The 23856-nt window shown below is 69.3% G+C and carries 15 protein-coding genes; 7 read left to right on the forward strand and 8 right to left on the reverse strand.

The genetic code is table 11. From position 1 onward, the window contains the following. Both D7V80_RS23070 and D7V80_RS43680 read left to right on the forward strand, forming a co-directional pair. Window positions 1-2182, forward strand: a 2182-nt coding sequence (locus tag D7V80_RS23070) for a beta-ketoacyl synthase N-terminal-like domain-containing protein (RefSeq protein ID WP_120590203.1), incomplete at its 5' end; no start/stop codon positions are given. Further along, window positions 2179-6987 (forward strand): SDR family NAD(P)-dependent oxidoreductase, encoded by a 4809-nt coding sequence (locus D7V80_RS43680; RefSeq protein WP_120590204.1) that lies wholly within the window; start codon window positions 2179-2181, stop codon window positions 6985-6987. The genes D7V80_RS23070 and D7V80_RS43680, both read left to right, overlap by 4 nt. 10 nt (window positions 6988-6997) lie before the next feature. On the opposite strand, the gene D7V80_RS23080 is transcribed toward D7V80_RS43680, so the two are convergent. Together D7V80_RS23080 and D7V80_RS23085 are read right to left on the reverse strand one after the other, a co-directional pair. Further along, a complete protein-coding gene (locus D7V80_RS23080) occupies window positions 6998-7537 on the reverse strand; it encodes a MepB family protein (protein ID WP_120590205.1) in 540 nt (179 codons plus the stop codon). A 72-nt stretch (window positions 7538-7609) separates the two neighbouring features. After that, window positions 7610-8152 (reverse strand): hypothetical protein, encoded by a 543-nt coding sequence (locus D7V80_RS23085; RefSeq protein WP_147447186.1) that lies wholly within the window; start codon window positions 8150-8152, stop codon window positions 7610-7612. 109 nt (window positions 8153-8261) lie between these two features. Between D7V80_RS23085 and D7V80_RS23090 the strand changes: the two genes are divergently transcribed. Then, entirely contained in the window at window positions 8262-9056 is a 795-nt protein-coding gene (locus D7V80_RS23090; RefSeq protein ID WP_147447187.1) for a hypothetical protein, read from the forward strand. 10 nt (window positions 9057-9066) lie between these two features. Then, window positions 9067-9864, forward strand: a complete 798-nt coding sequence (locus tag D7V80_RS23095) for an endonuclease/exonuclease/phosphatase family protein (protein WP_120590208.1) — start codon at window positions 9067-9069, stop codon at window positions 9862-9864. Between the two features lie 9 nt (window positions 9865-9873). Here D7V80_RS23095 and D7V80_RS23100 read toward each other — a convergent pair whose 3' ends face one another. Continuing rightward, complete coding sequence (locus tag D7V80_RS23100; RefSeq protein ID WP_120590209.1) at window positions 9874-10260, reverse strand: hypothetical protein; 387 nt, start codon at window positions 10258-10260, stop codon at window positions 9874-9876. Between the two features lie 8 nt (window positions 10261-10268). Further along, the gene (locus D7V80_RS23105) at window positions 10269-12629 is read right to left on the reverse strand and encodes an SH3 domain-containing protein (RefSeq protein WP_120590210.1); all 2361 of its coding nucleotides are present in this window, start codon (window positions 12627-12629) and stop codon (window positions 10269-10271) included. Between the two features lie 158 nt (window positions 12630-12787). Here D7V80_RS23105 and D7V80_RS23110 point away from each other — a divergent pair, with 158 nt between their 5' ends. Together D7V80_RS23110 and D7V80_RS23115 are read left to right on the forward strand one after the other, a co-directional pair. Continuing rightward, window positions 12788-13258, forward strand: coding sequence for an RICIN domain-containing protein (locus D7V80_RS23110; RefSeq protein ID WP_158616682.1), 471 nt, complete (start codon window positions 12788-12790; stop codon window positions 13256-13258). A 47-nt stretch (window positions 13259-13305) separates the two neighbouring features. After that, window positions 13306-14295, forward strand: coding sequence for an alpha/beta hydrolase (locus tag D7V80_RS23115; protein WP_120590212.1), 990 nt, complete (start codon window positions 13306-13308; stop codon window positions 14293-14295). An 86-nt stretch (window positions 14296-14381) separates the two neighbouring features. On the opposite strand, the gene D7V80_RS23120 is transcribed toward D7V80_RS23115, so the two are convergent. Both D7V80_RS23120 and D7V80_RS23125 read right to left on the reverse strand, forming a co-directional pair. After that, window positions 14382-16484, reverse strand: a complete 2103-nt coding sequence (locus tag D7V80_RS23120) for a fibronectin type III domain-containing protein (protein WP_147447188.1) — start codon at window positions 16482-16484, stop codon at window positions 14382-14384. Window positions 16485-16707: 223 nt separating this feature from the next. Then, window positions 16708-16992 carry a hypothetical protein gene (locus D7V80_RS23125; RefSeq protein ID WP_120590214.1) on the reverse strand — a complete coding sequence of 95 codons (285 nt, stop codon included), beginning with the start codon at window positions 16990-16992 and terminating at the stop codon, window positions 16708-16710. 112 nt (window positions 16993-17104) lie between these two features. Here D7V80_RS23125 and D7V80_RS23130 point away from each other — a divergent pair, with 112 nt between their 5' ends. Further along, window positions 17105-17653 (forward strand): hypothetical protein, encoded by a 549-nt coding sequence (locus D7V80_RS23130; RefSeq protein ID WP_120590215.1) that lies wholly within the window; start codon window positions 17105-17107, stop codon window positions 17651-17653. A 7-nt stretch (window positions 17654-17660) separates the two neighbouring features. Here D7V80_RS23130 and D7V80_RS23135 read toward each other — a convergent pair whose 3' ends face one another. After that, entirely contained in the window at window positions 17661-19403 is a 1743-nt protein-coding gene (locus tag D7V80_RS23135) for a hypothetical protein (RefSeq protein ID WP_147447189.1), read from the reverse strand. Window positions 19404-19540: 137 nt separating this feature from the next. Then, entirely contained in the window at window positions 19541-23650 is a 4110-nt protein-coding gene (locus tag D7V80_RS23140; protein ID WP_120590217.1) for an MG2 domain-containing protein, read from the reverse strand. Between the last annotated feature and the right edge of the window lie 206 nt (window positions 23651-23856).

A 23856-nucleotide genomic window follows, 5' to 3' on the forward strand; every position in this document is an offset into this window, starting at 1 on the left:
GGGCTGGCCCACGGTGGGCGGAGTCGTCCACGCAGCCGGAGTGCTGAGCGACGGGACGCTGCCGAACCAGTCCGTGGAGAAGCTGACGGTGGCCTACGGAGCGAAGGTGCACGGAGCGAGGAACCTGCGGGAGGTCTTCACCCCGCCGGACTTCCTGGTGCTCTTCTCCTCCGCGGCGGCGGTCTTCGGCTCCTCGGGCCAGGGCAGCTACGCGGCGGCGAACGCGACGCTGGATGCGCTGGCGCGGAAGTGGTCGGCAGCGGGCGAGCCGGTGCTGTCGGTGCAGTGGGGTGCATGGTCCGAAGGCGGCATGGCGGCCCGGCAAGAGGCGTACAAGCGCGCGGAGGCCGGAGGCTTCGGCAGCATCAGTGACGCGCTGGGCACGGCGGCGCTGGAGCAGTTGCTGGCTGCTGGAAAGCGAGGCGCGGTGTGCGTCTCGCCCATCGACTGGAACCGGCTGCGGCTGGAGCTGCCGCTGGTGTCCCGCTTCCGGACCAGGCGCGTCGAGACACAGGTCCCGAAGCGCTCGGACGCAAAGAGCGGCCCGACGATGGCGGAGTTGGTCGCGCTGGTGCGTCGCGCGGCGGCGGAGTCGATGGGCCTGTCCGCAGGCGGCCAGATCATCGACGACGAACCGCTGATGGCGCAGGGGCTGGACTCGCTGGGCGCGGTCGGACTGGCCCAGAGCCTCAGCCGCGAGCTGAGCCTTACGGTGGGCGCGGTGTTCGTGCTCAATCACCCGACGCTGAAGGAACTGGCCGCTGCGCTCGCCGCACGGCTGGAGAGCACGACTCCGAACACGCCAGCCCCTCGTCCCCGGGCGCAGCGGCAGCCGCGGCGCTCCGAGGAGCCCATCGCCATCGTGTCCCGTGCCTGCCGTCTGCCCGGAGACGTCCTCTCGCCGGACGAGATGTGGGAGATGTTGCTCGCGGGGCGGGATTGCGTGACGGAGATCCCCTCGTCCCGCTTCGACATCGACGCGGTGTACGACCCGAATCCGAACGCGGTGGGACGCAGCTACACCCGGCGCGGCGCCTTCATGAGCGAGGTGGAGAGCTTCGATCACGACTTCTTCGGCATCCCGGTCGCGGAGGCCCGCGCCATGGATCCGCAGCAGCGACTGTTGCTGGAGGTCGCCTATGAGGCCTTCCATGCCGCCGGATACGACAAGGAGCGCCTGCGCTCGTCACGCATCGGCGTGTTCGTGGGCCAGATGAACCATGACTGGGCGCACATGAACGGCGAGGACCAGCTGTCGGATCCGTTCTTCGGCGCGGGGTCGTCGGCGTCCATCACATCCAATCGCATCTCGTACCTGCTGGGCCTCACGGGCCCCAGCATGACGCTGGACACCGCCTGTTCGTCGTCGCTGGTGGCGGTGGACCTGGCGGTCGAGAAGCTGCGCGGCGGCGTGTGCTCGGCGGCGCTGGTGGGTGGCGTCAACGTGATGCTGCACTCCCGCTCGTTCGTGGGCTGCTCCGCCGCCAAGATGCTGTCCATCCAGGGCCGCTGCGCGACCTTCGACGCGGCCGCGGATGGATACTGCCGGGGCGAAGGCGTGGGCGCGGTCGTCCTCAAGCGGCTCAGTGACGCGCTGGCGGATGGCGACGAGGTGCTGGCCGTCATCCGCGGCACGGCGGTCAACCAGGATGGACGCAGCGCTTCACTGACGGCGCCCAATGGTCTGGCGCAGGAGGCGGTCATCCGGCAGGCGCTGGACGTCGCGGGGCTGGAAGGGCGCGACGTGGACTACGTCGAGTGCCACGGCACCGGCACGTCGCTGGGCGACCCGATTGAAGTCGAAGCGCTCAAGAACGTGCTGGGGGCCCAGCGGGACAAGCCCGTGGTCCTGGGCGCGGTGAAGAGCAACATCGGCCACCTGGAGGGCGCCGCCGGTGTGGTGGGGCTCATCAAGGCGGTGGAGGTGCTGCGCCGCCGGGAAGCGCCCGGCAACGTGCACTTCAAGACGCTGAATCCGAAGATCGACCTCGCGGGTTTCTCCGCCGTCATCCCGACCCAGCCCACGGCGCTCGGCCGGAACGGTGAGAAGCGGCCGCTCGTCGCGGGGGTCTCGTCGTTCGGCTTCGGCGGCACCAATGCTCACGTCGTACTTGAATCCTGGGATGCGGCCGCGTCAGGCCGGGCGAATGCGTTCGCGAAGGAAGTGGGGGGCTGGGAATGACCGTGCTTTGGATGTTCACCGGACAGGGCTCGCTGGTGCCGGCAGCGGCGAAGGGCCTGTACGAAGCCAACCCCGTCTTCAAGGAGACGCTGGACCGCTACGCGGCATTCCTGGAGTCGAAGGTGGAGGTGCCGCTGCTGAAGCTGCTGCTCTCCGACGACAAGGACATGGCGGCGCAGGTGCAGGAGACGCAGTACGCGCAGCCGGCCATCGTCGCGCTCCAGTTGGCGCAGGCGGCGATGTGGCAGGCGCGCGGCATGCGCCCCGCGACGGTGCTGGGTCACTCGGTCGGTGAGTTCGCGGCGGCGGCGGTGGCGGGGGGGATGAGCGCGGAGCAGGCGCTGGAGCTGGCCGCGCTGCGGGGCCGACTGATGGCGGAGTGTCCGCGCGGAGGCATGGCGGCGGTGCGGAGTCCGGCGGACCTGGTCCGGCCGTTGCTGCCACCGGAGCTGGTGGTGGCCGCGGAGAACGAGCGGACGACGACGGTGGTGGCAGGGCCGAAGGACGCGCTGCACCGCTTCGTCACGGAAGTGCTGGGCGTGGCCCATACGATGCTGGCGGTGTCGCACGCGTTCCACTCGCCGATGATGGCGCCCGCGGCGGAGGCGTTCCGCCAGCGGTTGGAAGCGGTGGAGCTGCGCGAGCCGCAAGGCGTGCGGTTCATCTCCACGCTGACGGGCGCGGTGGAGACGTCGCGGCTGCGCACGGCGGAGTACTGGGCGGAGCAGCTGCTGAATCCGGTGCTGTTCCTGCGTGCGGTGGAGACGGCGTGGGCGCAAGGGCCGGCGAAGACGGTCGTGGAGCTGGGGCCGGGCTCCACGCTGCTCAAGCTTGCACAGCGCATCGTGGGCGAGGCCGGGACGCAATGGGTGGCGTCGAGTCAGGCGCTCCGGTGGGGTCGAGGGCCCGGCTTGTTCCGGCACGTTCCCCTGGGATGGACCCGGCCCGGGGCGAAACCGGGAGCCGCCAAGGCCGCGCCGGTGGAGCAGGCAACGCCCGCCACGTGCGTCTATGAGACGGCGTGGACGCCCGTCCCTCCAATCGAGACACGTCCCGGCGGTAGCGGTGCACACCTGCTGCTGACGCGAAGGACACTGGAAGGAGAACTGCCCGCGGGCTGGCAGGCGGTGGTCGTGGAGGATGAGTCGCAGGCGCAGGCCGCGCTGTCCGACCAGCGTTGGACGACGGTGGCGCTCTGGGGCCGTGGCGCGGAAGAGGACGTGGCGCTGGGGCTGAGGCTGCTCCAGACGGTCCAGGCCGACCGCCGGGTGTTCGTGACGGAAGCCGGGAGCGAGGACGACGCGGGCCTGTGGGGCCTGGCGAGGACCTTCCGTTTGGAACGTCCGGACCTCCGGGTGCGCTGCATCGAGAGCGCAGGGAGCACGCTGGCGAAGGTGCTCACGCTCGCGACGAGCGATGACGCGGAGGACGAGCTGTCGGTGGACGCGGCCGGCGTGGTGCGAGTCCCCCGCCTGCGGCGCTGTAGCGACGTCGGCGCTGTCGAAGGCCTCCAGGTGCGTCCGGACGCGACGTACGTCATCAGCGGAGGGCAGGGCGCGCTGGGCAAGGTGGTGACCCGGCTGCTGGTGGAGCGCGGAGCCACGCACGTGCTGCTGCTGTCTCGCACGGCGGGAGCAACGCTTTCGCCGGAGCTGGAAGCGCTGCGCGCGAAGGCGCGGGTGGAGTGCGTGGCGTGCGACGTGTCCCGTGCGGAGAGCGTGCGCGAGGCAAAGGCCTGGCTGGAGGCCTCGGGCTGGCCCTCGGTGGGCGGAGTCGTCCACGCAGCCGGAGTGCTGAGCGACGGGACGCTGCCGAACCAGTCCGTGGAGAAGCTGCGGCAGGCCTACGGCGCGAAGGTGCACGGAGCGAGGAACCTGCGGGAAGTCTTCTCTCCGCCGGACTTCCTGGTGCTCTTCTCCTCCGCGGCGGCGGTGTTCGGCTCCTCGGGGCAGGGCAGCTACGCGGCGGCGAACGCGACGCTGGATGCGCTGGCGCGCAAGTGGTCCTCGGCAGGCGAGCCTGTGTTGTCCGTGCAGTGGGGTGCCTGGTCCGACGGCGGCATGGCGGCGCGCCACGACGCGGCCCGGCGCGCGGAGACCGGAGGCTTCGGCAGCATCAGCGACGCGCTGGGCTCCGAGGTGCTGGAGCAACTGCTGGCCGCGGGTAAGCGGGGCGCGGTGTGCGTCTCGCCCATCGACTGGAGCCGGCTGCGGCTGGAGCTGCCGCTGCTCTCCCGTCTCCGTCCCAAGGGCAGTGGAAGTCCGGCCCAGCCGGGGACCGAACCCGCTCCGAGCGCCACCCTCGTCGCGGCGGAGGACCTGCTCGCGATGGTCCGTCAGGCGGCCGCTGAGTCCGTGGGGAGGCCCGTCGCGGACGACGCGTCCCTGCTGGACAGCGGATTGGACTCGCTGGGCAGCGTGTCCCTGCGCAACCGCCTCGCCTCGCGCCTGAACGTCGAGCTGTCGGCGGCCTTCGTCTTCGAATACCCGAGCATCAGCACGATGGCCCGTCACCTGGCATCCCTGGCGCCCCGCGCCGCCGTGGCCGCGCGTCCCGTGGCCTCGGCGCCCCGGCCCCAGCTGCCGGTGCTGGTGATTGGCGCGGGGATGGGGGGCCTCAGCTTCGCCCGGCAGCTGGAGAAGGCTGGGACCTCCGTGGTCGTGATGGATGCGGCTCCGCGTGTGGGCGGCGTCTGGCGCACGCTGGCCAATGCCTCGTCCAAGCTGCAGATCGACTCGCCGGCCTACGACTTCGACAGCACCACGATGCCGTCGCCCGGGGGCCACAGCTGGAGGACGAGCTTCCCCTCGCAGCAGGAGATCCTCACCGGCTGTCAGGACATGGCCGGGTCCCTGCTGGGCCCCGTGTATCTGGAGTCGCGGGTCCAGGCCGTGCGAAAGGTCGCGGACTCCGAATACGAAGTCACCTATCAGCGCGCCGGGCGGACGCAGCGGATGCGCGTGTCCGGCGTGGCCGCGATGACCGGCGGCCTGCACCGTCCCCGCCAGCACACGTTCCCGGGCGAGGACGCGTTCCAGGGGCACATCGGGTTGGGCATCTCCAACGACACGCCGCTGGCCTCGTTCCAGGGCGCCTCGGTGGTCATCGTGGGTCACGGCGCGTTCGCCGTGGAGAACATGCGCACCGCCCTGGAGAACGGCGCCCGGCACGTGACGCTGCTGTGCCGTCAGCAGCACATGGTGCTCTCCACGTTCTGCAACTGGCTGCTCAACTCGAGCAAGGGCGTCATGCCCGTGTCCGACGTGGTGAGCGTGATGCGCCCCTTCTACGCCGCGTGCGGCGTGGTCGTGGAGTCCCTGGACTGCCTGGCGCGTGACGCGACGGGAGAGTGGACGATGGACCAGTCCACCGTCCCCGCCGGCTCCGACCTCTACTTCCTCGCCCAGCGCATGGGCCGGCTGCGCATCGTCGTGGGAGAGACGGACCACCTCACCGCCGACGCCGTGGTGACCCAGGCGGGAGAGACGCTCAAGGCCGACGTCTTCCTCAAGTGCCTGGGCTCGCACACCGATGATTCGGTGCTGCTCGGCCTGTTCGGGGAGGGCAGCCGCGTGCAGGGGTTGTGGATCAACGGCGACCCGAACCTCATCACCTACAACGACGGAGCGCAGGTGCCGCGCAGGGTCCGCTCCCTGATGTGCGCCAGCTATGCGTTCTTCGTGCAGGCCTTCGCGCCCGCCTACGTGCACTTCCGAGACGACCGCGACGCGCATGCGCGCGCCCTGGCCCGGCTCACCTCCGCGTCATCCACCAGCACCGACGCCGAGCGCGTGCTGCTGGAGCTGTGGGACTTCATCGAGCCGGCCAAGCGCGTGCTGTCCGAGCGCACCCTGGAGCTGCTCCCCTTCGAGCGCTTCCAGGTCGAGCGGGAAGCCGAGTGGGAGCGCTACAGCCGCATGCTGGGCGGCACCGGCGAGGAGGGCCGCGAGCTGTGGGCGCTGCTGGGCCCGGCGCTCTCGCTCGTGCACCGGCGCAACCCGCGCGCGCCCGTCGAGCAGCGCAGCCGCCACCCCCAGCTGGGCGACCTGTCGGTGTTCGTGCCGCGCCGCCCGAGGGTGCTGTTCCTTCCGGGGCAGGGGACCAACGCGCGCCTCGCGCGGATCCTGCTGGAGCGGACCGGGTGGATCGACCGCTCGCATCTGGACTTCGTCGTGCCGGACGCGCCGTATGAGATGCCGGCCTTCACCAACGCGCTGCAACTGGAGCAGGTGGGCCTGAGCCAGCTGGTCAGCACCGGGCTCTACGACAAGGCGGCGCGCTACCGCGAGTGGCGCGCGGGCTTCGAGGCGCTCTACGCGCGGCACCACCACGGCACCGCGTTCGAGGTGACCCCGGAGGTCCGCGAGCAGTGGGCGCTGACGTTGGGGTACCTGCGCGAGGTGGTGCGGCGGTACGGCCCGTTCGACGGCATCGCGGGCTTCTGCGAGGGAGCGGCGGTGGCGTCCGTGGCGCTCCACCTCCAGGCGCGCGGAGAGGACCAGGGGTTGGGCTCGGTGCGCTTCTTCGTGGCCATGTCGCCCTGGCGCTCGCCGCTTCATCAGGAGGAGGGGCTGTTCCGTCCGGACCGGCCGCTGTCGCTCCCCATGCTGCAGATCGTGGGGGAGAACGACATGGACGTGTTCCTGGGGGCGGCGCCGCACTTCTATTCGGACTACGCGCGCGCCACCGAGTTCCGGCACGCGGGACAGCACGTCTACCCGCCGTTCACCCCAGGGCTGGAGGTCCAGCTGCGCCAGCTGGTCGACTCGGGCGCGGAGGGCTGGGACCGCCGGGCGGCGCCCTGAGCGTGGGGGCTCACGCGGCGAAGAGCTGACGGATCCGGGCCTGTCCGGTGCCCACTTCGAGTGGCAGCGAGAGGAAGTACTGAAGCTGCCACTTCTGGGTCCGGATGGCCTCCTGCACCACGGGCTTGGACCAGGGCGGGTAGACGCGGATGGCGCGTTTGCCGCCCTGCTGGGCGCGGGACATGACGCCCTTGTCCAGCAGCGTCTTCCGGGGGAACACGAACTGCCCCCGGTGCGTCGCGTCGGCCACGCTCACCACGACAATCGCCACGCCGTCATCGCCGTCGAGCGGGGCGATCTCCGCGCCAGGGGTGGGGCGCTTCCACAGCGTCACGAACTGGCCAATCTTGGTGGGGGTCGTCTTGGCCACACGGAAGACGACCTCCCGGCCGTCGAGCCCCAGGCGGCAGGCGCCATACTCGGCGCTCTCTTCTTCGCGCACCGCCTGGGTCGTGACGGTCATCCCCGCCGGCACGTAGGCCTCCTGGATGGCTGCGAGCAGGTCCTGCGGAAGGTGACCCGAGGCGGGGTCATGGAGAAGCGGGCTCATGGGGCTCCTGAAGAGGCGGTGGCCCGCGGAGTTAAGAGGGCCAGGGGCCCGCCCTGTCAACTGCGGAGTCCTTCATCCAATGGGAACTGGCGAAGGCGGACCGCCGATGAAGCCTGCGGGCGTCAGCAGGTAGTGAAGGCAGAGCGCGGCGAGTCCACCGAACAGCAGCAACGCCACGGCCAGCGCGGCCCGCCGCCTCGCTGGTGAGTCCAGGCGCAACAGGAACACCGCGGGACCGGCAACGCCCACCGCCAACGAGATGACGAGGCAGGCCAGTGAGGCGCCGAGCCAGACGGTCGCCAGCAGTCCCAGTCGCTCGGAGCCGGTCATCAACGTGAAGCCCGACAGGACCCAGAGGATCGTGAGCAGGCCCCCCACCGACAACGCCGCTCCCAATCGCCGGAGCCACGTGAACCCATGGAGCCGCGCGAACGCCTCCAGTCCAAGGTCCAGTGTCGCTACGAGCAGCAGGGGGGCCGCCATCAAGGCGAAGGGTGCCGGAAACGCGAAGAGCGCGTTGAAGGCGACGACATAGACCCAGGGCGCGACGATCAGGCCCAACAGCAGCGCCCCAAGTCCAACCGCACCCGGGTCCTTCCAACGTGCGGCGGTCATCGGCGTGCAGCTCCTACGGGAGGAACGGGGGGCTCTGAACTCCCGCTCGAAAGCGATTCGAGCGATGGTCGGCACAGATACGCCCTCGCATCAACAGCAGGTGGTTGTCATGGCGCTGATTGTGGAGTCACGACTGCGGGCCCTCGCGACTCAAGAGATTGAGGAACTCGGACGTGCCTCTCCCAGCTCCGAGGACCTGATGTCAACGCTGCAGCGCCTGGAGGCACAGGCTCGGGCAATGTTCCTGCTTGAGGAGCGTGAAGTCCCAGACGTGCGGCACGTCCTCTCGCAGCATCGCCAGGCATGGATTGAGTTCATTCGTTCCGACCTGACATCCGTGGTCTGGACGGGCAGTGACGGTCCACAAGCAAGTGAATACTTGATGGTCATTTGTGAGCTTTCGATTGTCGGGCTGCTCTCGGCAATCGCAGCGGGAGATGGCATGGCGGTTGCCGCATTTCGTGCACGCTTCTTCGATTGCGCGCCCCCTGAACCTGAACTCTCACTCGCGACACTGTTGCTGACCCGGCAACTCTTATTACTTGCCGAAATGGAATTCGACCGAGCAGATCGTGAGATGGAGGAGGGCTGGTCTGAATGGGTCGACTCAGAGCTTGTTACTCCGCCAGATGCCTTGTGGAGCGGTCTGCGAGGCATCGCGGCCAATGATGTGGCCCGGGTCGAGGATGCACTCCTCGAGTTGTCGAGGGCCCGGGGCACCGCCCTGCACCATGCGGTCGAGCGCGGGTTGGTGCTGCGAAGCACACTGCCTGTGATGTTGACGCTTCAAATGGACGCTGCCGCGCTGGTGAGGCTCGCCCGGCTGCGAGGAATGGGCCCGCATCTGGCTGGCGGACGGTTCCTGGTACGAAGAGCGGAAGAACTCTGGCAACTGGGGGGATAGTCTGTCCGGCATGCCGCTGAAGGTGATGACGCTCAACATCCTGATGGGAGGCGAGGAGCGGATGCCGCTGCTCCTGGCGCTCATCGCCCGTGAGAACCCGGACGTGCTCGTGCTGCAGGAGTGCCTGGGTTGGGAGGACGGCGAGCGGCTTCGTCAGGTCGCCGCCGCGCTCGACCTCCCCGCCACCGACGCCCACGTGCGGCTGGGCACCGCGCGCCCCCGCCCCAGCGGCAGCCGCTACCATGTCGCCGTCGCCAGCCGCTTGCCCCTGCGCTCCGTCCGCGCCCATGCCAATGCCCACTTCATCGGCCACTGCCTCCTCGAATGCGAGCTGGAGACGGGCGCGGGGCCGCTGACCCTCTTCGCGGCCCACTTCGACTCGCACCATGAGGCCCTGCGCTTCGTGGAGGCTCGCTACCTGCGCTCCCTGATCGACCCCGCGGCTTTCGGTGCGCGGGACTTCATCCTGGCCGGGGACCTGAACTCGCTGTCTCGCGCGGACCCCTATCCGGTGGACCTGGCCGATCGCGTCCGCCGCGCGCGGGTGGACAAGTACGGCCACCCGCCACGCTTCGACGTCATCAATGACCTGGAGTCCTTCGGCTGGCGGGACACGCTGCGCCTCAAGCCAGGCTCCTCCATGTGGGCCACCGCCCGGCGCCAACGCGAGGGGGAGGCCATCGACTTCCGCACCGACTACGTCTTCGCCTCACCCGCACTGGCCCGGCGGCTCATCGCGGCTCACGTGGTGGACGTGGGCTCGGCCTCCGACCACCACGCCCTGACCGCGAGCTTCAGCGACGCGTGAGGCACCCCCTCACGCCAGTTCATTGCGCTGGAGCGACTCCGCCTCCGCCACGATGGCCGCGCGGATCTTCCCCTTGAGGGGCGCCTCGTTCTTGAGCACCTCCTTGAGCGCGGCCGTCTTCCCGTAGAACACCCAGGTGGAGGAGTGGCTGCCTCCGCTGGGGGTGGAGACCCGCACCTCGAAGAAGCGCTCCAGCTTGCCCTTGTCCCCGCTCAGCGGAGCCACCCGGAGCTCGACGTCGCCTACGCCCTCCACGAGCGCTCCGCCCGCGAAGCGCGTGCTCAGCGCGGTGAACGCCCCCGTGTCGGGCACGCCCTGGAGCGCGCGCCCCGACAGCTCGTGGAGCGCGGCGCCTATCGCCTGCTGCAGCTTCTGTTCGTTCAGGACGATCTGCATGGGGCTCCTCAGGGAGACTTGTACCTGGCCTTGATGGCCGCGATGGAGCGCTCGAGCGCCTGGATCCGTTCGATGCTCAAGACCGGACTCAGCCCCGGAGGCAGCGGGGGCGTGTTGGACGCCTGGCCGAGCTCCATCATGCGGGCGTGGATATAGGCCTGGTTGAGGTACTGGAGGTATTGCGCCTGCTGCGCCTCGGTCAGCGCGGACATGGCGGCCTCCACGGGCTTGACCAGGTTCTGGAGCTCGACCTCCGCCGCCTTCGGCACGTTGCGCACGAGCGGCTTGCCCAGCATCACGTCGTAGGGGATGTGCTCGGCGTTGGCGATCGTCAGCACATCCTTGCCGATGATCTGCAGCTCGCCCCGGACCCCGTTGGGGTGCTTCAGGTAGGCGCACACCACCGTGTAGCCGCTCTCCATCAACTTGGACTCGGTAATGCGCAGGGGAGGCTTCCCTCCTTCAAACGCCGCGAGCTGCAACGCCTCCAGGTGCGCGGCGGTGAAGTACGGTTTGCCCCCGGGCCCATGGAGATTGTTGAGCTCGAGGACCTCCAGCTCCCCCAGCCGGATGGCCTCCGCGAGCCGGTTCACCACCCGCGTCATCGCCGCCGGTGAGGTGTCCGACAGGACGAGCCGCGTCCCGATGGCATCCCAGAGGTGGGTGATGGCCTCCTGGACGGTGGAGACCTTCGCCCCGAACCGGTCGACCGCGCGCTGCAACCGGTTGGCCGCGGAGACGGGATCCTTCGCGCGCGCCTGCACCGAGCCCATCTCCTTGAACACCCGTGCAATCAGGTTGCGAGCGGGCGTCAGCTCCTTCTCGTAGAGGGGCGCGGCCTGCTCGGCGAGCTCCGCGATGGTCGGCGAGGGGGGCTTTTCGCGCTCACGCAGGCGTCTGACGACCTGACTGGGACCGGGCAGCTTGGACTTGCCCGCCGAGTGATTCGCGGCGCGCTCCTTGAGCCAGGAGGCAAGGCGGGTCGAGCCGAAGGACTTCTCCACCGCGGTGCCCTTGAGCGCCTTGAGCGCGGCGCCAACACCCTTGGCCGCTGCCCACATCGCCAGCACCTCGACCAGGACGCCCGCGAGGACCCCGATGGTCTCGGCCAGCTCCTGCGCCGCCTCGTCCAGCCGCTGCGCATTCCCGCGCGCGTCCCACACCTTGCTGAAGAACTTCCCGAACGCGGAGCCAATCTTCTTGAGCGAGCTGAAGATCCAACTGGCCAGGAAGGCCAACCCCATCCACTCCAGGAGCGCGAGCCCCACCTCGAACCCCGCGGCCGCACCCGGCGCGGCACCCGCTCCGCCCGCGAGCGCGCCCAGCGCGGCGCCCACCGCCGTGCAGATGGCGAGGAAGAGGATGGCGCCCACCGCCATCTCGAGGAGCGCGGTGAGGACGGTGCGCAGGGCCTGCTCGACGTGCCGGGTGACTGCTTCGGGGATGTACTTCAGCGACAGCTTGATGGCCTCCCAGATGTCGCTCAGCAGCTCGGACACCCGCTGGAAGCCGGCCGCGAACGCGTCCACCCCGTTGAAGCTGTACGAGCCCGAGTTGACGCTGCCGCGCAGCCCCTTGGCGAACTCCTTGCTGGGGATCCAGATGTACGTGTCGGCCTTGAACTCGAGCGACTTCCAGCCCGCCGTGGTGTTGGGAATGGCCCGCCGGTTGACCTGGGCGAGCACGGCCACGAAGAAGCGCAGGTCCGCACCCCACGCGTGCGCGACGTCGCCGTAGTAGGCCTCCGCGATGGCGATGGCCGTGCCACTCACGCCACTGACGACCCGGTGGAGCCGGGCGTTCGGTTCGGGCATGGGGTGGCGCGGCGCGGACCAGACGTAATCAGCGGAGACGAAGCCCACGCGCCCGTCCCGCGTGCTCACCGACAGCCAGCCGCCGGGCATCTGCGCGATCACCTGCACGGGGGTGTTGAACGCCAGGCTCCCGAGGACGTTGTTGCCCTGCTCGGGGCTGGAGCGCAGCTGGAGGGGCGGCGACTTGTTCCACATGACGATGCCCACCCCATGCGCGGGCGAGGCGTCTGGCGGGCGCACGGGGAGGGGCGCCGCGGGCTTGATGACCGCTGGGGCGTTGGCGCGCGTCAGCCCCACGAGCTTCCCCGCCTTGAACGCATCCGACAGGCGCTGCTTCATCACGGGGTCGGCCGGCCACGTCGCGGAGCCCGGGGTCGCCGCGCAGGCGGTGTACATCTCCCGGACGGCCTGCCGGTGCGTGCGCATCCACCCGTCGAGGCACATCTGCATCACGGCGGGAGCGACCCGGCGGCTCGCGTTCTTCGCCTCCGCGTCGTTCCACAGCACGACCACGTAGGTGGCCCCGCCGCCGGAAAGTACCCACTGCTTCGACATGGCTTCCCTTCAGGTGACGGGGGCCACGGATGCTAGCCAGTTGGCCTGGGACGGACCAGGGGAGGGGAGAGCGCCTGGCGCGCTGTCTCTTGGCGTCGGAGGTGCACCCTCTCCACCTGAGCCAGAGGGGAGGCGTTGTTCCCACCGTGGAGGTCACCGTGAAGCGCTGGATTCACATGCTGCTGGGGGCAGGGGCCCTGTGCCTCCTGGCGCCGTACGGAGCGGAAGCCCGGTTGCTCAAGAGCGCCCAGGGTGGCTACTGCATCGGCGTGGACCCTGCGAGCAAGAAGGATGGCGCGGACATCAAGCTCTTCAAATGCGATGGCAAGCCCAACCAGCAATGGACCCGCAAGCCGGTGTCGACCGGCGTCTACAACTTCGTGAATCAGCAGAGCGGGAAGTGCATGGGGGTGATGGACGCGATGGAGACGCCTGGCGCGAGCATCCAACAGTTCACGTGCGACGGCTCCGAGAACCAGAACTGGGTGTTCGGCGCGTGCGGAAGCGACACCTGCACGGTGAACAGGAACAGCAACCTCTGCCTCTCGGCCCCGCGCCTGGGACACGATGTCCCGATGCAACAGCTCCAGTGTGAGGGCGGGAAGACCCAGGCCTGGTCGCGGTTCTGACGCAGAGATCGTTTGACGCGAGCGTCCAGGCTTGATCCTCTCCGCGGATGAGCACCCACCCCATCGACTTCGACCCTCAGCTGGCCGCACTCCTGCCCGCGCTGGAGGGGTATGTGCCCCGGAAGATGACGCTGGAGCAGCTGGAGCACTTCCGTGGCTTGAGCCGTGTGACGCGGGAGGACCTGATTGGCGACGCGAAGGTCCACTGCGTCGATTACAGCATCCCCGGCTATCAGGGCGCCGAGATCACGGTCTCCGTCATTGCCCGGCAGGGCCATTCGGTTCCGGGGCCGGCCGTCTATCACATCCATGGCGGCGGGATGGTGATGGGGACCCGCTTCGCGGGAGCGAAGCCGCTCGTTGACTGGGCGCTCCGTCATGACGCGGTCTGCGTGACGGTGGAATACCGGCTGGCGCCCGAGCATCCGGCGCCGACCCTGGTGGAGGACTGTTACGCCGGGCTGGTCTGGATGGCGGCGAACGCCGACCGGCTGCGGTTTGATCCGAACCAGCTCGTGATTTTCGGCGGGAGCGGCGGCGGCGGGCTCGCGGCGGGGACCACGCTCCTGGCGCGGGATCGGCAAGGCCCGAAGCTGTTGGGGCAGCTGCTGCAATGCCCGATGCTGGACGACCGCAATGAGACGGAGTCCGCCCGTCGGTTTGATGGCGTCGGGGTCTGGGATCGCACCAGCAACCTGACGGCCTGGCGGGCGGTGCTGGGCGAGCGCTGTGGCGGCCCGGACGTGTCTCCCTATTCCGCGCCCGCGCGCGCCACGGACCTGCGGGGGCTGCCGCCGACCTTCATCGACGTCGCGGCAGGGGAGACGTTCCGGGATGAAGCCGTCGCCTATGCGCGCGGCATCCTCGATGCGGGCGGCGAGTGCGAGCTGCATGTCTGGGGCGGAGCCTTCCATGGCTTCTACGACATCGCCCCTCAGTCCGACCTGGCGCGCGCCTGCATTTCGACGCGCGACGCATGGCTGGGACGGATGTTCGCCCGGGGTGCCGCGGCAAGGGGCACCTCGCCGGCCCCGTGACCGCGCTCAGGGGCGCGAACCGGCTGGCGCCCGGGGCCCGAAGGGGGCCCCGAGCGGCCAGAGGGTCTCACGTCACGGGGAGGACGTCAGTTGACGATGGTAAAGGCGCGGGTGTTCGGGCACTGACCATGGACGGTCTGGGTGAACTGATAGTCCGCGGTCGAGTCGCCAAACTGAGAGGAGCACAGCGTGGATGGACTGCGCACGCAGTGCCCAGACGCGGTGACGTCCCACCCGCTGCCGTTCCCTGGGCCGTCCCACATGTGCAAGTAGTGATCAAAACCCTGGCTCGTGCCGCGGCCGCTGCCTTTCGTGAAGTCCCTTACGCAGGTGGACTGGGGCAGGCAGGTGTAATCATCGAAGGACTGGCACTTCTTGTTCCCGAAGCTCCCCTTCACGTGGTGGTTGAAGTATTGCGAAATGGAGACGGGCTCCAGCGACGTGACGTTCTGCCCCAACCAGTCGAAGAGCAGGGTTGACGAAGGAACCGTGCCCGCGGAGGGATAGTAGGACAGGGGATGGACGCACTGGCTCCAGCTGCCGGTTTCCATGCACTTGAGCTTCGCGGTGATCAACTCCTGCCCACCCGCCAGACAGGCCGGTCGCGCCAGGTAGGGGGCGTAGTTATACGCCTCACTGAGCATGCAGCGCTGGAGGCGCTCCACGTCCAGCATGTTCCACCGGCGCAGGTGCTCCATGGGCTCGCGGTAGTCCGCGAAGATCTGGAAGTAATTGTAGTTCAGGTACTGGGAAGGCTGGTCATAGTGCGCCATCGACGTCGCGACAGCCGCGGAGTTGTTGGTGGTGACGCTGTCCACGAAGCCCTGGAAGCGGGGACCGAAATTGTCCCGGGTCAGCCCCACCTCCCAAGCAGGGTCGCCGCCCACGGAGTAGGCCTTGACGGAGACGTTGAGCGAGGAGAGCAGTTGCTGGGTCTCCTGCGTCATGCCGCTGGAGCCATTGGCATTGAGGATGTCCGACAGCTTGAGCGCAAGCGTGGAGCTCTTCTCCACACGTTCGGTCTGGCTGAAGCGCTTGGCGTCGAAGCGGAACACCAGGTAGAGGCGGGCGCCGCGCGTCGCCGCGTAGACGAACTGGTCGCCGCAGGCCTCGCGGAACTTGCTCTTGGCGTTGGTGTTGTTGGGGATCAGCATGCTGGAGACGAAGTCCGGCTTGATGGGGTCGGCCGTGGTTTCGAGCGTCCAGTGGTCGAACTGCCGCTCCCACCGGACCACGACGTACTCCTGGTACCCATCCGAAAGCTGTTCCGTGAAGCGCCTCTTGTTCCCCGACACGTTGAGCGAGAAGCCATCCAGCCCCAGCGACAGGCCGGCGGACAGGTTCACGTCGAGCAGCTGCCCGAGGTGGCTGACGTTGACCGCGCGGGTGACAGTCATCGAGCGGCTGTTTACCGGGTTGGAGACGATCCTGAAGGCGGGGTTCTGCGTGTCGAGACAAATCCGGGCGTAGTCGTCCTTGAGCAGGTTGAAGCCCTGTCCCAGGTGGAACTGGCCGTTCACCAGGTCCTGGGCGCCGAACACGTAGGGAGATGACGAGCCCTGGGTGGCGTAGCCCGTGTTGAAGCCCTGCGTCTGGGAGGTGTACTGCGCGTTCTGCTGGTCATGCGTGTACAGGAACGGGTACTCGCCATAGAGGTCCACGACTGGCGCCGGGTTCGACACAGTGGCCGAACCCTCCCGGGAATAGCTGCAGCCATAGTAGTTGCAGGCGCGGACCCGGTAGCGGTAGGTGCCCGGCACCTGCACGTTCGCGGTGTAGTGCGTGGATGCTCCGGAATAGACGGTGTGCCAGTAACCGTACCCCTGCAGTTCCTCCAATTCGTAATAGTCATCCCAGCCACCCGTGCCGCTCCAGCTGACCGTCAGCGAAGGCTTCACGGTGTAGGCCGGATAGGTGAGCACCTCTGGCACCGCGGGCGGCGTGGGAGGAGGAGGGGGCGGCGGCTCATCGCATCCGGGAGGCACGATCTGCCCGTCGATCCTGGCATAGGGCTCAACGGGACAGTCGTAACGGATGGCGCCGCGAACGCCGTCAATTGCGCTCTGGGGAGCCGGCGCACCGGGTGAAGGCAGTTCCGCCTCGCCGGAAGGGCCTTCCGCTCCACAGGCTCCCAGTCCCAGTGGCGCCGCACAGAGCAGCGCGATGGAGAGCGCATTCATTCGCTTCATGGTCAGACATTCTCTTTTTATGGATTGCCCGGAATGGGTTGTTGGCTGTCTATATTGGTTATTCCGGCATGTAAATCCTTGCAGAAATTGCAAGCCCGCTTGGATGGAAGGGGGGCGTGCGCGATCTGTGCATGCTTGCTCGGGCTGGTTTCATCCTGGCAAGGGCATGCAGGTTTATGGTCAATCTCTCTCTAGTTTGAGTGTCCATTGACCACGACTGGCTTCAGAACCTGAAGTTCCACTGGGCCAGGTGCTGCAGGTCGACAGCACCTCCCGTGGGGATGCGCTCCGGCACGGGCTGGCGGTGCGCGGGGGCGGGCACGTCCACCGCGATGCGCTTGACCCCGGTGGTCTTGAATGGATTTGGGCCGGGGGCTGGCCGGGGCCGCCTTGCGGCGCGCGGTGGGCGTTGCTGTTGGAGGGGTGGGCGGGGAAGGCCGCGCAGCAGGTCGAGCACCTGGTGGAACACCCAGACGTCCCGCGCCCACTGGATGAAGACATTGGGCACCAGACCGGCGTCCCGCAGTTGATGATGATCCGATTTCGTGAAGACGGCGGAATCGGGATGGGTCATCTCAAGAGAGCGGCGCGGGAAGGGGCCCCCGTTCTATCGTAGCGAGATGGATTCCACCCATGAACGCCAGAGCCACACCCTGTGGCAGCTGAACTACGCGAGCTTCTTCCTGGCCGTCCTGAAGACCATCGGTCCGTTGACCCTCGTGTGCTCGGTGGGCTTTGGACTGTTGCAAGGCTGGCCGGGGTTCAACGTCACGGCCTTCGTGACCGGGTTGTTCCTGTTCGGCTTCCTCTTCGGCCTGTTCGGAATCCTCTTCCTGGTCTTCAAGGTGGATGCTCGCGGTTCGACCTATTGCAAGGACCCGCTGATGCATCTGGAGCCGTCGGAGCACGACCTCTCCGCGCGAGATGCAGCCGGAGCACTCCTGGGAAGGGTCTCCAGCGGCACCTTGCGCGTGGTGCACGTGAACGTGATGCAGGGGAAGCGGGGCCTGATGGGCGCGCTGCGCCTGGATCATGCGAAGGGCTCGGTCTGGCTCAGTCCCTACCAGTGGATCGGTGCCTGGCCGGGACTGCGGTCCGAGTCCTTCCACGAATCAATCCATTACGTCGAGGATCCCCTGTTCGACGCGCTGTCGCGACTCGCGGAGTAGCGGGGCGTCACGGCCAGAAGCGGACCAGGCCCGGCTCCGGATACGTGCGCGCGAGCAGACAGCCATTCGGCTCACGGATGAAGCCGGACACGGAGGTCAACCGGCTGTCCAGCCGGACGAAACCGTTCGTGCCAAACCCCAGATCCACCACCCCCTGCCGGGTGAAGCGCACCACTGCCATCCCTCCACCTCCGTCGACCTGGCCCACCGTGTAGGGCGTGCCCGCGTCATCGAAGAACAGCTCACTGGCCGAGCCGACAGCGAGCAGGCGCGGCGGCATCGGGTAGGCGCTCCCGGTGGAGACGCGGGAGCCGCTCTCGTCGTACCGGTGCACGATGAGGTCGTAGTTGGGGGCGGACTTGGAGACGAGCGAGACGAAATGGCCGCGCCCGTCCGCGATGACGCCCCGATGGAGAGAGTAGGTCGTGTCCACGCTCCATGAAGTCGCGCCGGTCGCTCCGTTCATGCCGACGAACCCCAGTCCGTGCCTGCCCGAGTCGCTGCTGTCGAAGAGCGTGACGGCGATCACGATGCCGCCGTCCTTCCGCTGGATGGCTTCGTTGAGCTGGTCGAAGCGCTGCTCACTCGCTGGGAGCGCGAACGTCACCCGTCCCTCCGTCCCGAACCCCGCGACGGGCCTGCCATCCGCCTCCCACCGCTGCGCCGCATAGACGTCCTCTCCCCCCTGGGCCGCGTCGTAGTACGACAGGACCAGCGACACCCGGCCCGCCTCGTCCGCGAGGAGCTTCACGTTGGAGCGGGGATTGACGTTGAACCGCGCCGAAGCAACGCCCTCGTCCCCGAAGCTCGTATCGAGCATGCCCGAGGCGAGAAGGCGCGAGACGAGGAGGGTGCAGGGGGGCGCGTTCTCGTAGTCGTGGCAGTCGGCGGCGGTACCCGCCACGAGGCTGCCTCCCGTGGGCAGGGACTTGAACGCGAGCAACCGCGCCACCGCCGGACGCGGGTGCGTCACCGTCCCGAGCATCCCGAACGTCAGGTCCGGGACGCCGTCCGCATGGTGGCGCTCGAGCACGAAGCCATCGCCCCTCGGGAAGGAGCCGGAGGCGATGGCGTGGGCCGTAAGCAGCTTGCCGTCCGGCTGCACGCCGACGAACCGCGACGCGTCGGTCCAGCCCAGGGGCACCACGGGGAAGGTGGGGTCCAGCGCGAAGGAGGGGCCCGCGACCAGCATCCGCAGCGGACGCGAGGTGGACCGGCCCTCCGCCGTGGCCACCAGCGTGGCATCGAGGCGGGTCCCCGGCCCGACGCGCCCGGACACGCTCACGACCAGCGCCGCCGCGTTCGTGTCCGCGGACACCGTCCGGTCGGCCACGAAGACCTCGGAGGGCAGACCGCGAACGGCGAGGGTGACGGGGCCGGTGAAGCCCTCATGCCGCTCGACGCCCACACGCAGGACGGCGGAATCGTCGCTGCGTACGAGCAGCTCGGACGGGGCGCTCAGGTCGACAGGCAGGGGCAGGAGCACGTCCGGGCCGGCATCCGGAGCGCCGCCATCGGAATCGCCGCCATCCGTGGCACCGCCATCCGTGGCGCCGCCATCCGCGGGGCCCGCGTCGGGTGGCACGAAGATGGTCCCCGCATCGCAGGTGGCGCCGGCGCAGGAGGCGTCGGGAGTCGAGGTGGACGCATCCTGCCCGCCCGCATCAGCCTGGGGGCCGACGGGGCCGGGCTTGATGGGATCCTCGTCGCCGCAGGCGGTGGCCAGCGGGAGGAGGAGGGCGAGCGCCACGAAGAGGGCGCGCACACGCGGGGAAGGGCTGGCGGGCTGGGACCGGTGGGGTATGGGCATATGAGCGGGGGTTGTTGTGCCTGCCTATACGTCAAGCCCACCGGTCCTTGGCTGGAGGCCCGGTCGATTCCGCCCACCTACGGCTTCGGTGCGATGGAGACCTTCACGCCCTCGCTCCACACCTTGTGCTCGTCCGCGTAGTACAGGTACGCGCGGCTGGAGGGGCCCGTGTAGGTGCCGGGCACCGCGGCCACCAGGGACAGCGGCACGTCGATGCGCTTGTGGGGCTCCATCCCACGCCAGTACAGGACGACGTCGCGCCCGAGCACCTCGTACGCATCCACCACCTGCCGCTTCACCAGCTCCTTGAGCTGGTCGTGCCGCACTTCCAGTCCGCCCGGCACGCCGAAGATGGCCACCGCCGTGGGCAGCCGCTGGCCCGTGCGGTTGGCCACCCTCACCCGTGCCTCCGTGGGCTCACCCTCGGTGAGGGCCGTCTTCGCCAGGGCCACCTCCAGCGTCACCGCCGTGTCCTTGGAGCTGTCCGGCGTCAGCATGTTGTAGGTGACCTCCACCGAGTACGGCAGCTCCGCGCCTCCCTCCATCCGCAGCTCCACGCGGCGCTCGCCCGTGCCCAGCAGCGCGCTCACGTCGGGCAGCTTGAGGGCCTCCTGGGAGGAGCCGTCGAAGCGCACCGGTTCACCCACCGGGCGGCCATCCACGTAGACGCGCACCAGCCCCGGGGTGAGCTTGGACGCGCGCGCCTTGTCGTAGGCGATGATGGCGCGCAGCGCGAGCACCGTGCTCTGCGTCGCGCCGTAGCGGCCTCCGTCGCTGGATTCGGCGACGAACTTCATCGCGCGCTCCACGTTGCCCACGTACGCGGGGTCTCGCATCCAGGCCAGCGCCGCCAGCGCGGTGGTCTCGATGTTCAGCGTCTCTCCGGAGCTGCCCACGATGGACTGCGTCGCGCCGCCCACCACACCGTCCTGACCCTGCGCGGAGGCGAGCCGGCCCATCAGCTTCCGGGCCTCGGCGGTGTCCCCGGCGAGCGCCAGCGCGTTGGCCGCCAGGGCCACCACGTAGCTGTTGGAACTCTTCTCCGCGGCGGCCTTCACCGAGGCCACCTCGCGCGACAGCTCCTTCGCCTGCGAGGCCGGCTGGCCCGCGCTCTCCAGCAGCGTCCAGAGGATGTACGCGTTCGACGTGTCCGCGTCCTCCACCCACACATGCAGCGCGCGACGCTTGCGGTTGAAGCCGCCCTGGCCGTCCCGCTGCTGGAGCAGCCACTCGCGCGTGCGCTCCAGCATCGCGGTGTCCACGTCGCGCACCTGGCGCATGTCCGTGAAGTGCAGCAGGCCGAACGCGGTCAGCGCCTCATGGCCCGGGCTCTGCCCGAACCACTCGTAGCCCTTCTCGGACGTCTCGTAGCCCACCAGCCGCTGGTAGCCGCGATCCAGCTTCTCGCGCGCGCTGGCCACCAGCTCCGGGTTCACGCCGGTGTGCGTCTGGAAGTACTGCTGCGCCATCGTCATGGGGTAGGTCGTGGAGCTGGTCTGCTCGAAGCAGCCGGAGGGCTCCTGGATGAGGCGGGCCAGCGACTCCGTCATGTTGGCCAGCGGGCCGGGGTACACGGCGATGGACGTCCGCACGCTGCCGGGCACCAGGCTCTGGGGCAGCACCACCCGGTGCGCCGCCGGTGCCTTCGAGGACAGCAGCCCGCCAAAGGACACGCGGCCCGGGAAGCCCCGGGGCTTGATGGACAGCGTGCGGGTGACGACGTCCGTGTACTCGCCCGCGCTCGCCGTGAGCTTCACGTCCACCGGCCGGGCCTCCTGGCCAATCTCCAGCGAGAAGAGCTGCCGGCCCCGCGCCTGCGAGGCCAGGTCCAGCGTGGAGCTACCGGAGACCGTCACGTCCCCCTTCAGCTCCACCTTCACGCCCGCGCCAGACAGTCGCGCCTCCGTCCCGTTCACCAGCGCCACCGGCAGCCGCACCACGTCTCCGGACGTCACCTCGAGCGGCAGCTTGGGCTCCGCGTAGAACGGCTGCACGGACTCCAGCTCCGCCACCGCCGAGCCGAGCGCGCCGTCACCGCCCACCGCTCCCGCGAACGCCTTGAACGTCGTGACCGAGTCGCTCATCGCGAAGGACACCCGCGCCTCGCCGGTTCGGGCATCCGTGCGCACCCCGGCGTTCCAGTAGAGCGTCTCCGCGAAGTCGACCCGGTCTCCCGCCTTGCGGTTGGGCCGCGCGGTGTGCGCGAACTCACGCAGGTAGATCATCTGCCCCTGGATGACCTGCTTGTCGCCGAAGCGCATGTCCCTCTTCGCGCGAAGGGCCCGCCGCTCCATCGGCGCCTCTTCCTCCTTCGCCACCTGGAGCGCGGGGGCCGGTGCCTCCACTTCCGGGGCGGCCTCCGCCGGGGGCAGGGGAGGCGGAGCCGCCGCGGCGACGGGGGCCATCTGGGGGACGACCGCGCCCTCGGCCAGTCCGGCGAAGGCGTCATCCTCGTTCACGACGTTCCGGTCCATCAGGGGCTCTTTCGGTCGCTGCATCGGCCGGGGCTTGCGGACGGGCTCCTGCGGCCAGCGCACCGCGAGCACGCGCATCGCCGCGTCACCATGCCGGGCGAGGAAGCCCTTCGTGTCGGTCAGCGCGAAGCGCCGCCAGCCCTGCGTCCCCAGCAGCAGGTCCACCGCCAGCTTCGACTTCGGATTCTTCGCGTCGAGGTAGAGCTGCGCATCGGCCAGCTCCTTCACCTCCGGCTCCAGCAGCACCATGACCGGGAGCTGCGGCGCCTGGTCGCGCTTCTCCTGGAGCTCCAGCACCGCGTCATCCGTCACGGTGAGCATCACCAGCGCGGAGACCGGCTGGCCGCCGCGCGTCGTCCGGGCCGTGAGCCGCACCGGGCCACCGGGTACGTAGCGGGTGCGGTCCGCCTTCAGCTCCACGGACAGCTCCTTCGAGGGCTGGCGGAACACCAGCCGCTCCGCGACGGGCCGCCCGTCGTGGTCCCACACCGTGGCGACGAGCACGCCGTCCGCCTCGCCCGGATCCAGCGTCACCGGCCCGCCCTTCACGTCGCCCAGCACCGCGGACGCGACACGCACCTCGCGCTGGCTCAGCGTCACCGTCGCGCGGCCGACGCTGTTCAAACCCACGACGAGCTGCACCAGCTTGCCCGCGGGCACCACGTCCTCGCGCACGCGGATGACGGCGCCCCTCTGCTTCACCTCCGGCAGCGGGAAGCGCTTCCGGATGCCTGACGGCGAGTCGATGCGCAGCGCGTACCGCACACCCGCCTGCGGGGTGAGTTCGAAGCGGCCGCGGCCCTCGTGCTCCGAGCGCACCTGGGCGACCACCTTGCCGCTGTCCACCTCCACCACCCGGCCCACCAGGTCCGCCGGCTTGCGCGCGGGCGTGCGCGCCTCGAAGTAGACGCGCGAGGCGAGCCCCGCCACCAGGTCGCCGCCCTCCGGGTACAGGGCCAGGTCCAGCGTCTGGAGGAGGATGGGGATCGTCTTCGCGGCGGACTCCACCACGCCGCCGTCCTCGATGGTGAAGGCCAGCGTGCCCTCGCCGCGCTCCATCGCCGGGGGCAGCGGGAAGCGCACCGTGCAGCGCCCCTTCGCGTCCACCGTGCAAGGCACCTGCGCCACGGTGGCGCCATCCACGAGCGCGTGGGCCGTCACCTTCGCGCCCTCGGGCACGCCGCCCTCCGCGCGCTTCACGTCCAGCGTGGCGGTGACGGTGTCGCCCGGGCCGTAGCCATCCCGGAGGAACTCAATCTGGGACTTGAGCCGGGGGGCCCGGTAGGCGCGCACGTCGAACTTGCGCTCCGCGGGGGCCGCGCCCGTCCACGGGTAGGTGACGCGCAGGGTGTACTCGCCGCCGGGCTGGCCCGCGGGGATGGGCCAGGCGTAGCCCCAGACGGCGTCCGCCGTGCTCGCGGTGCTGGTGGTGACGACGTCACCCTTGGGCCCGCGCACCTCCACCTGCGCCTGGAGCGAGCCCGCGTAGGGCTTGCGGCTCAAGGCCTCCAGCACCAGGCCCCGCACCAGCACCTGCTCCCCGGGGCGGTAGAGCGGCTTGTCGGTGGTGACATGGGTCAGGTAGCGGTTCTCGCCGCCCAGGGAGCGTGTGGTGGCCCGGGCCGCGAGGACCTGGGGCGACAACATCACGAAGACGGCGGCGAACCCCAGCGGCAGCAGCGCGCGCAGGGCAAACGGGACGAGGTGGGCCATGGCGGCATTCAACGGACGGCCCCGCCAGAAGTTCTGACCCTCCGCCGGAGGTTCTGGAAGGCTTCGCTCTGCTAGAGGTCCATCCTGACGCGTCCTCTCTTGTTCCATCGATCAATACAGTCTTGTCGCTTCACTGGCAGTGTGAGCAATGTAATCCGGACGCTCAGGCACTTTGAGAGGAGCAGCGGCGATGAACATGTTCAGGT

Origin of the sequence: Corallococcus sp. CA054B (assembly GCF_003611625.1) — a bacterium.
GTDB classification, from domain to species: Bacteria; Myxococcota; Myxococcia; order Myxococcales; family Myxococcaceae; genus Corallococcus; species Corallococcus coralloides.

Bases quoted from the DNA above. Each gene is read 5' to 3' on its own strand.
- D7V80_RS23115 (WP_120590212.1), top strand. From the start codon at position 13,306: ATGAGCACCCACCCCATCGACTTCGACCCTCAGCTGGCCGCACTCCTG.
- D7V80_RS23085 (WP_147447186.1), bottom strand. From the start codon at position 8,152: ATGACCGCCGCACGTTGGAAGGACCCGGGTGCGGTTGGACTTGGGGCG.
- D7V80_RS23130 (WP_120590215.1), top strand. From the start codon at position 17,105: ATGGATTCCACCCATGAACGCCAGAGCCACACCCTGTGGCAGCTGAAC.
- D7V80_RS23090 (WP_147447187.1), top strand. From the start codon at position 8,262: ATGGCGCTGATTGTGGAGTCACGACTGCGGGCCCTCGCGACTCAAGAG.
- D7V80_RS23140 (WP_120590217.1), bottom strand. From the start codon at position 23,650: ATGGCCCACCTCGTCCCGTTTGCCCTGCGCGCGCTGCTGCCGCTGGGG.
- D7V80_RS23080 (WP_120590205.1), bottom strand. From the start codon at position 7,537: ATGAGCCCGCTTCTCCATGACCCCGCCTCGGGTCACCTTCCGCAGGAC.
- D7V80_RS43680 (WP_120590204.1), top strand. From the start codon at position 2,179: ATGACCGTGCTTTGGATGTTCACCGGACAGGGCTCGCTGGTGCCGGCA.
- D7V80_RS23095 (WP_120590208.1), top strand. From the start codon at position 9,067: ATGCCGCTGAAGGTGATGACGCTCAACATCCTGATGGGAGGCGAGGAG.
- D7V80_RS23120 (WP_147447188.1), bottom strand. From the start codon at position 16,484: ATGAAGCGAATGAATGCGCTCTCCATCGCGCTGCTCTGTGCGGCGCCA.
- D7V80_RS23100 (WP_120590209.1), bottom strand. From the start codon at position 10,260: ATGCAGATCGTCCTGAACGAACAGAAGCTGCAGCAGGCGATAGGCGCC.
- D7V80_RS23105 (WP_120590210.1), bottom strand. From the start codon at position 12,629: ATGTCGAAGCAGTGGGTACTTTCCGGCGGCGGGGCCACCTACGTGGTC.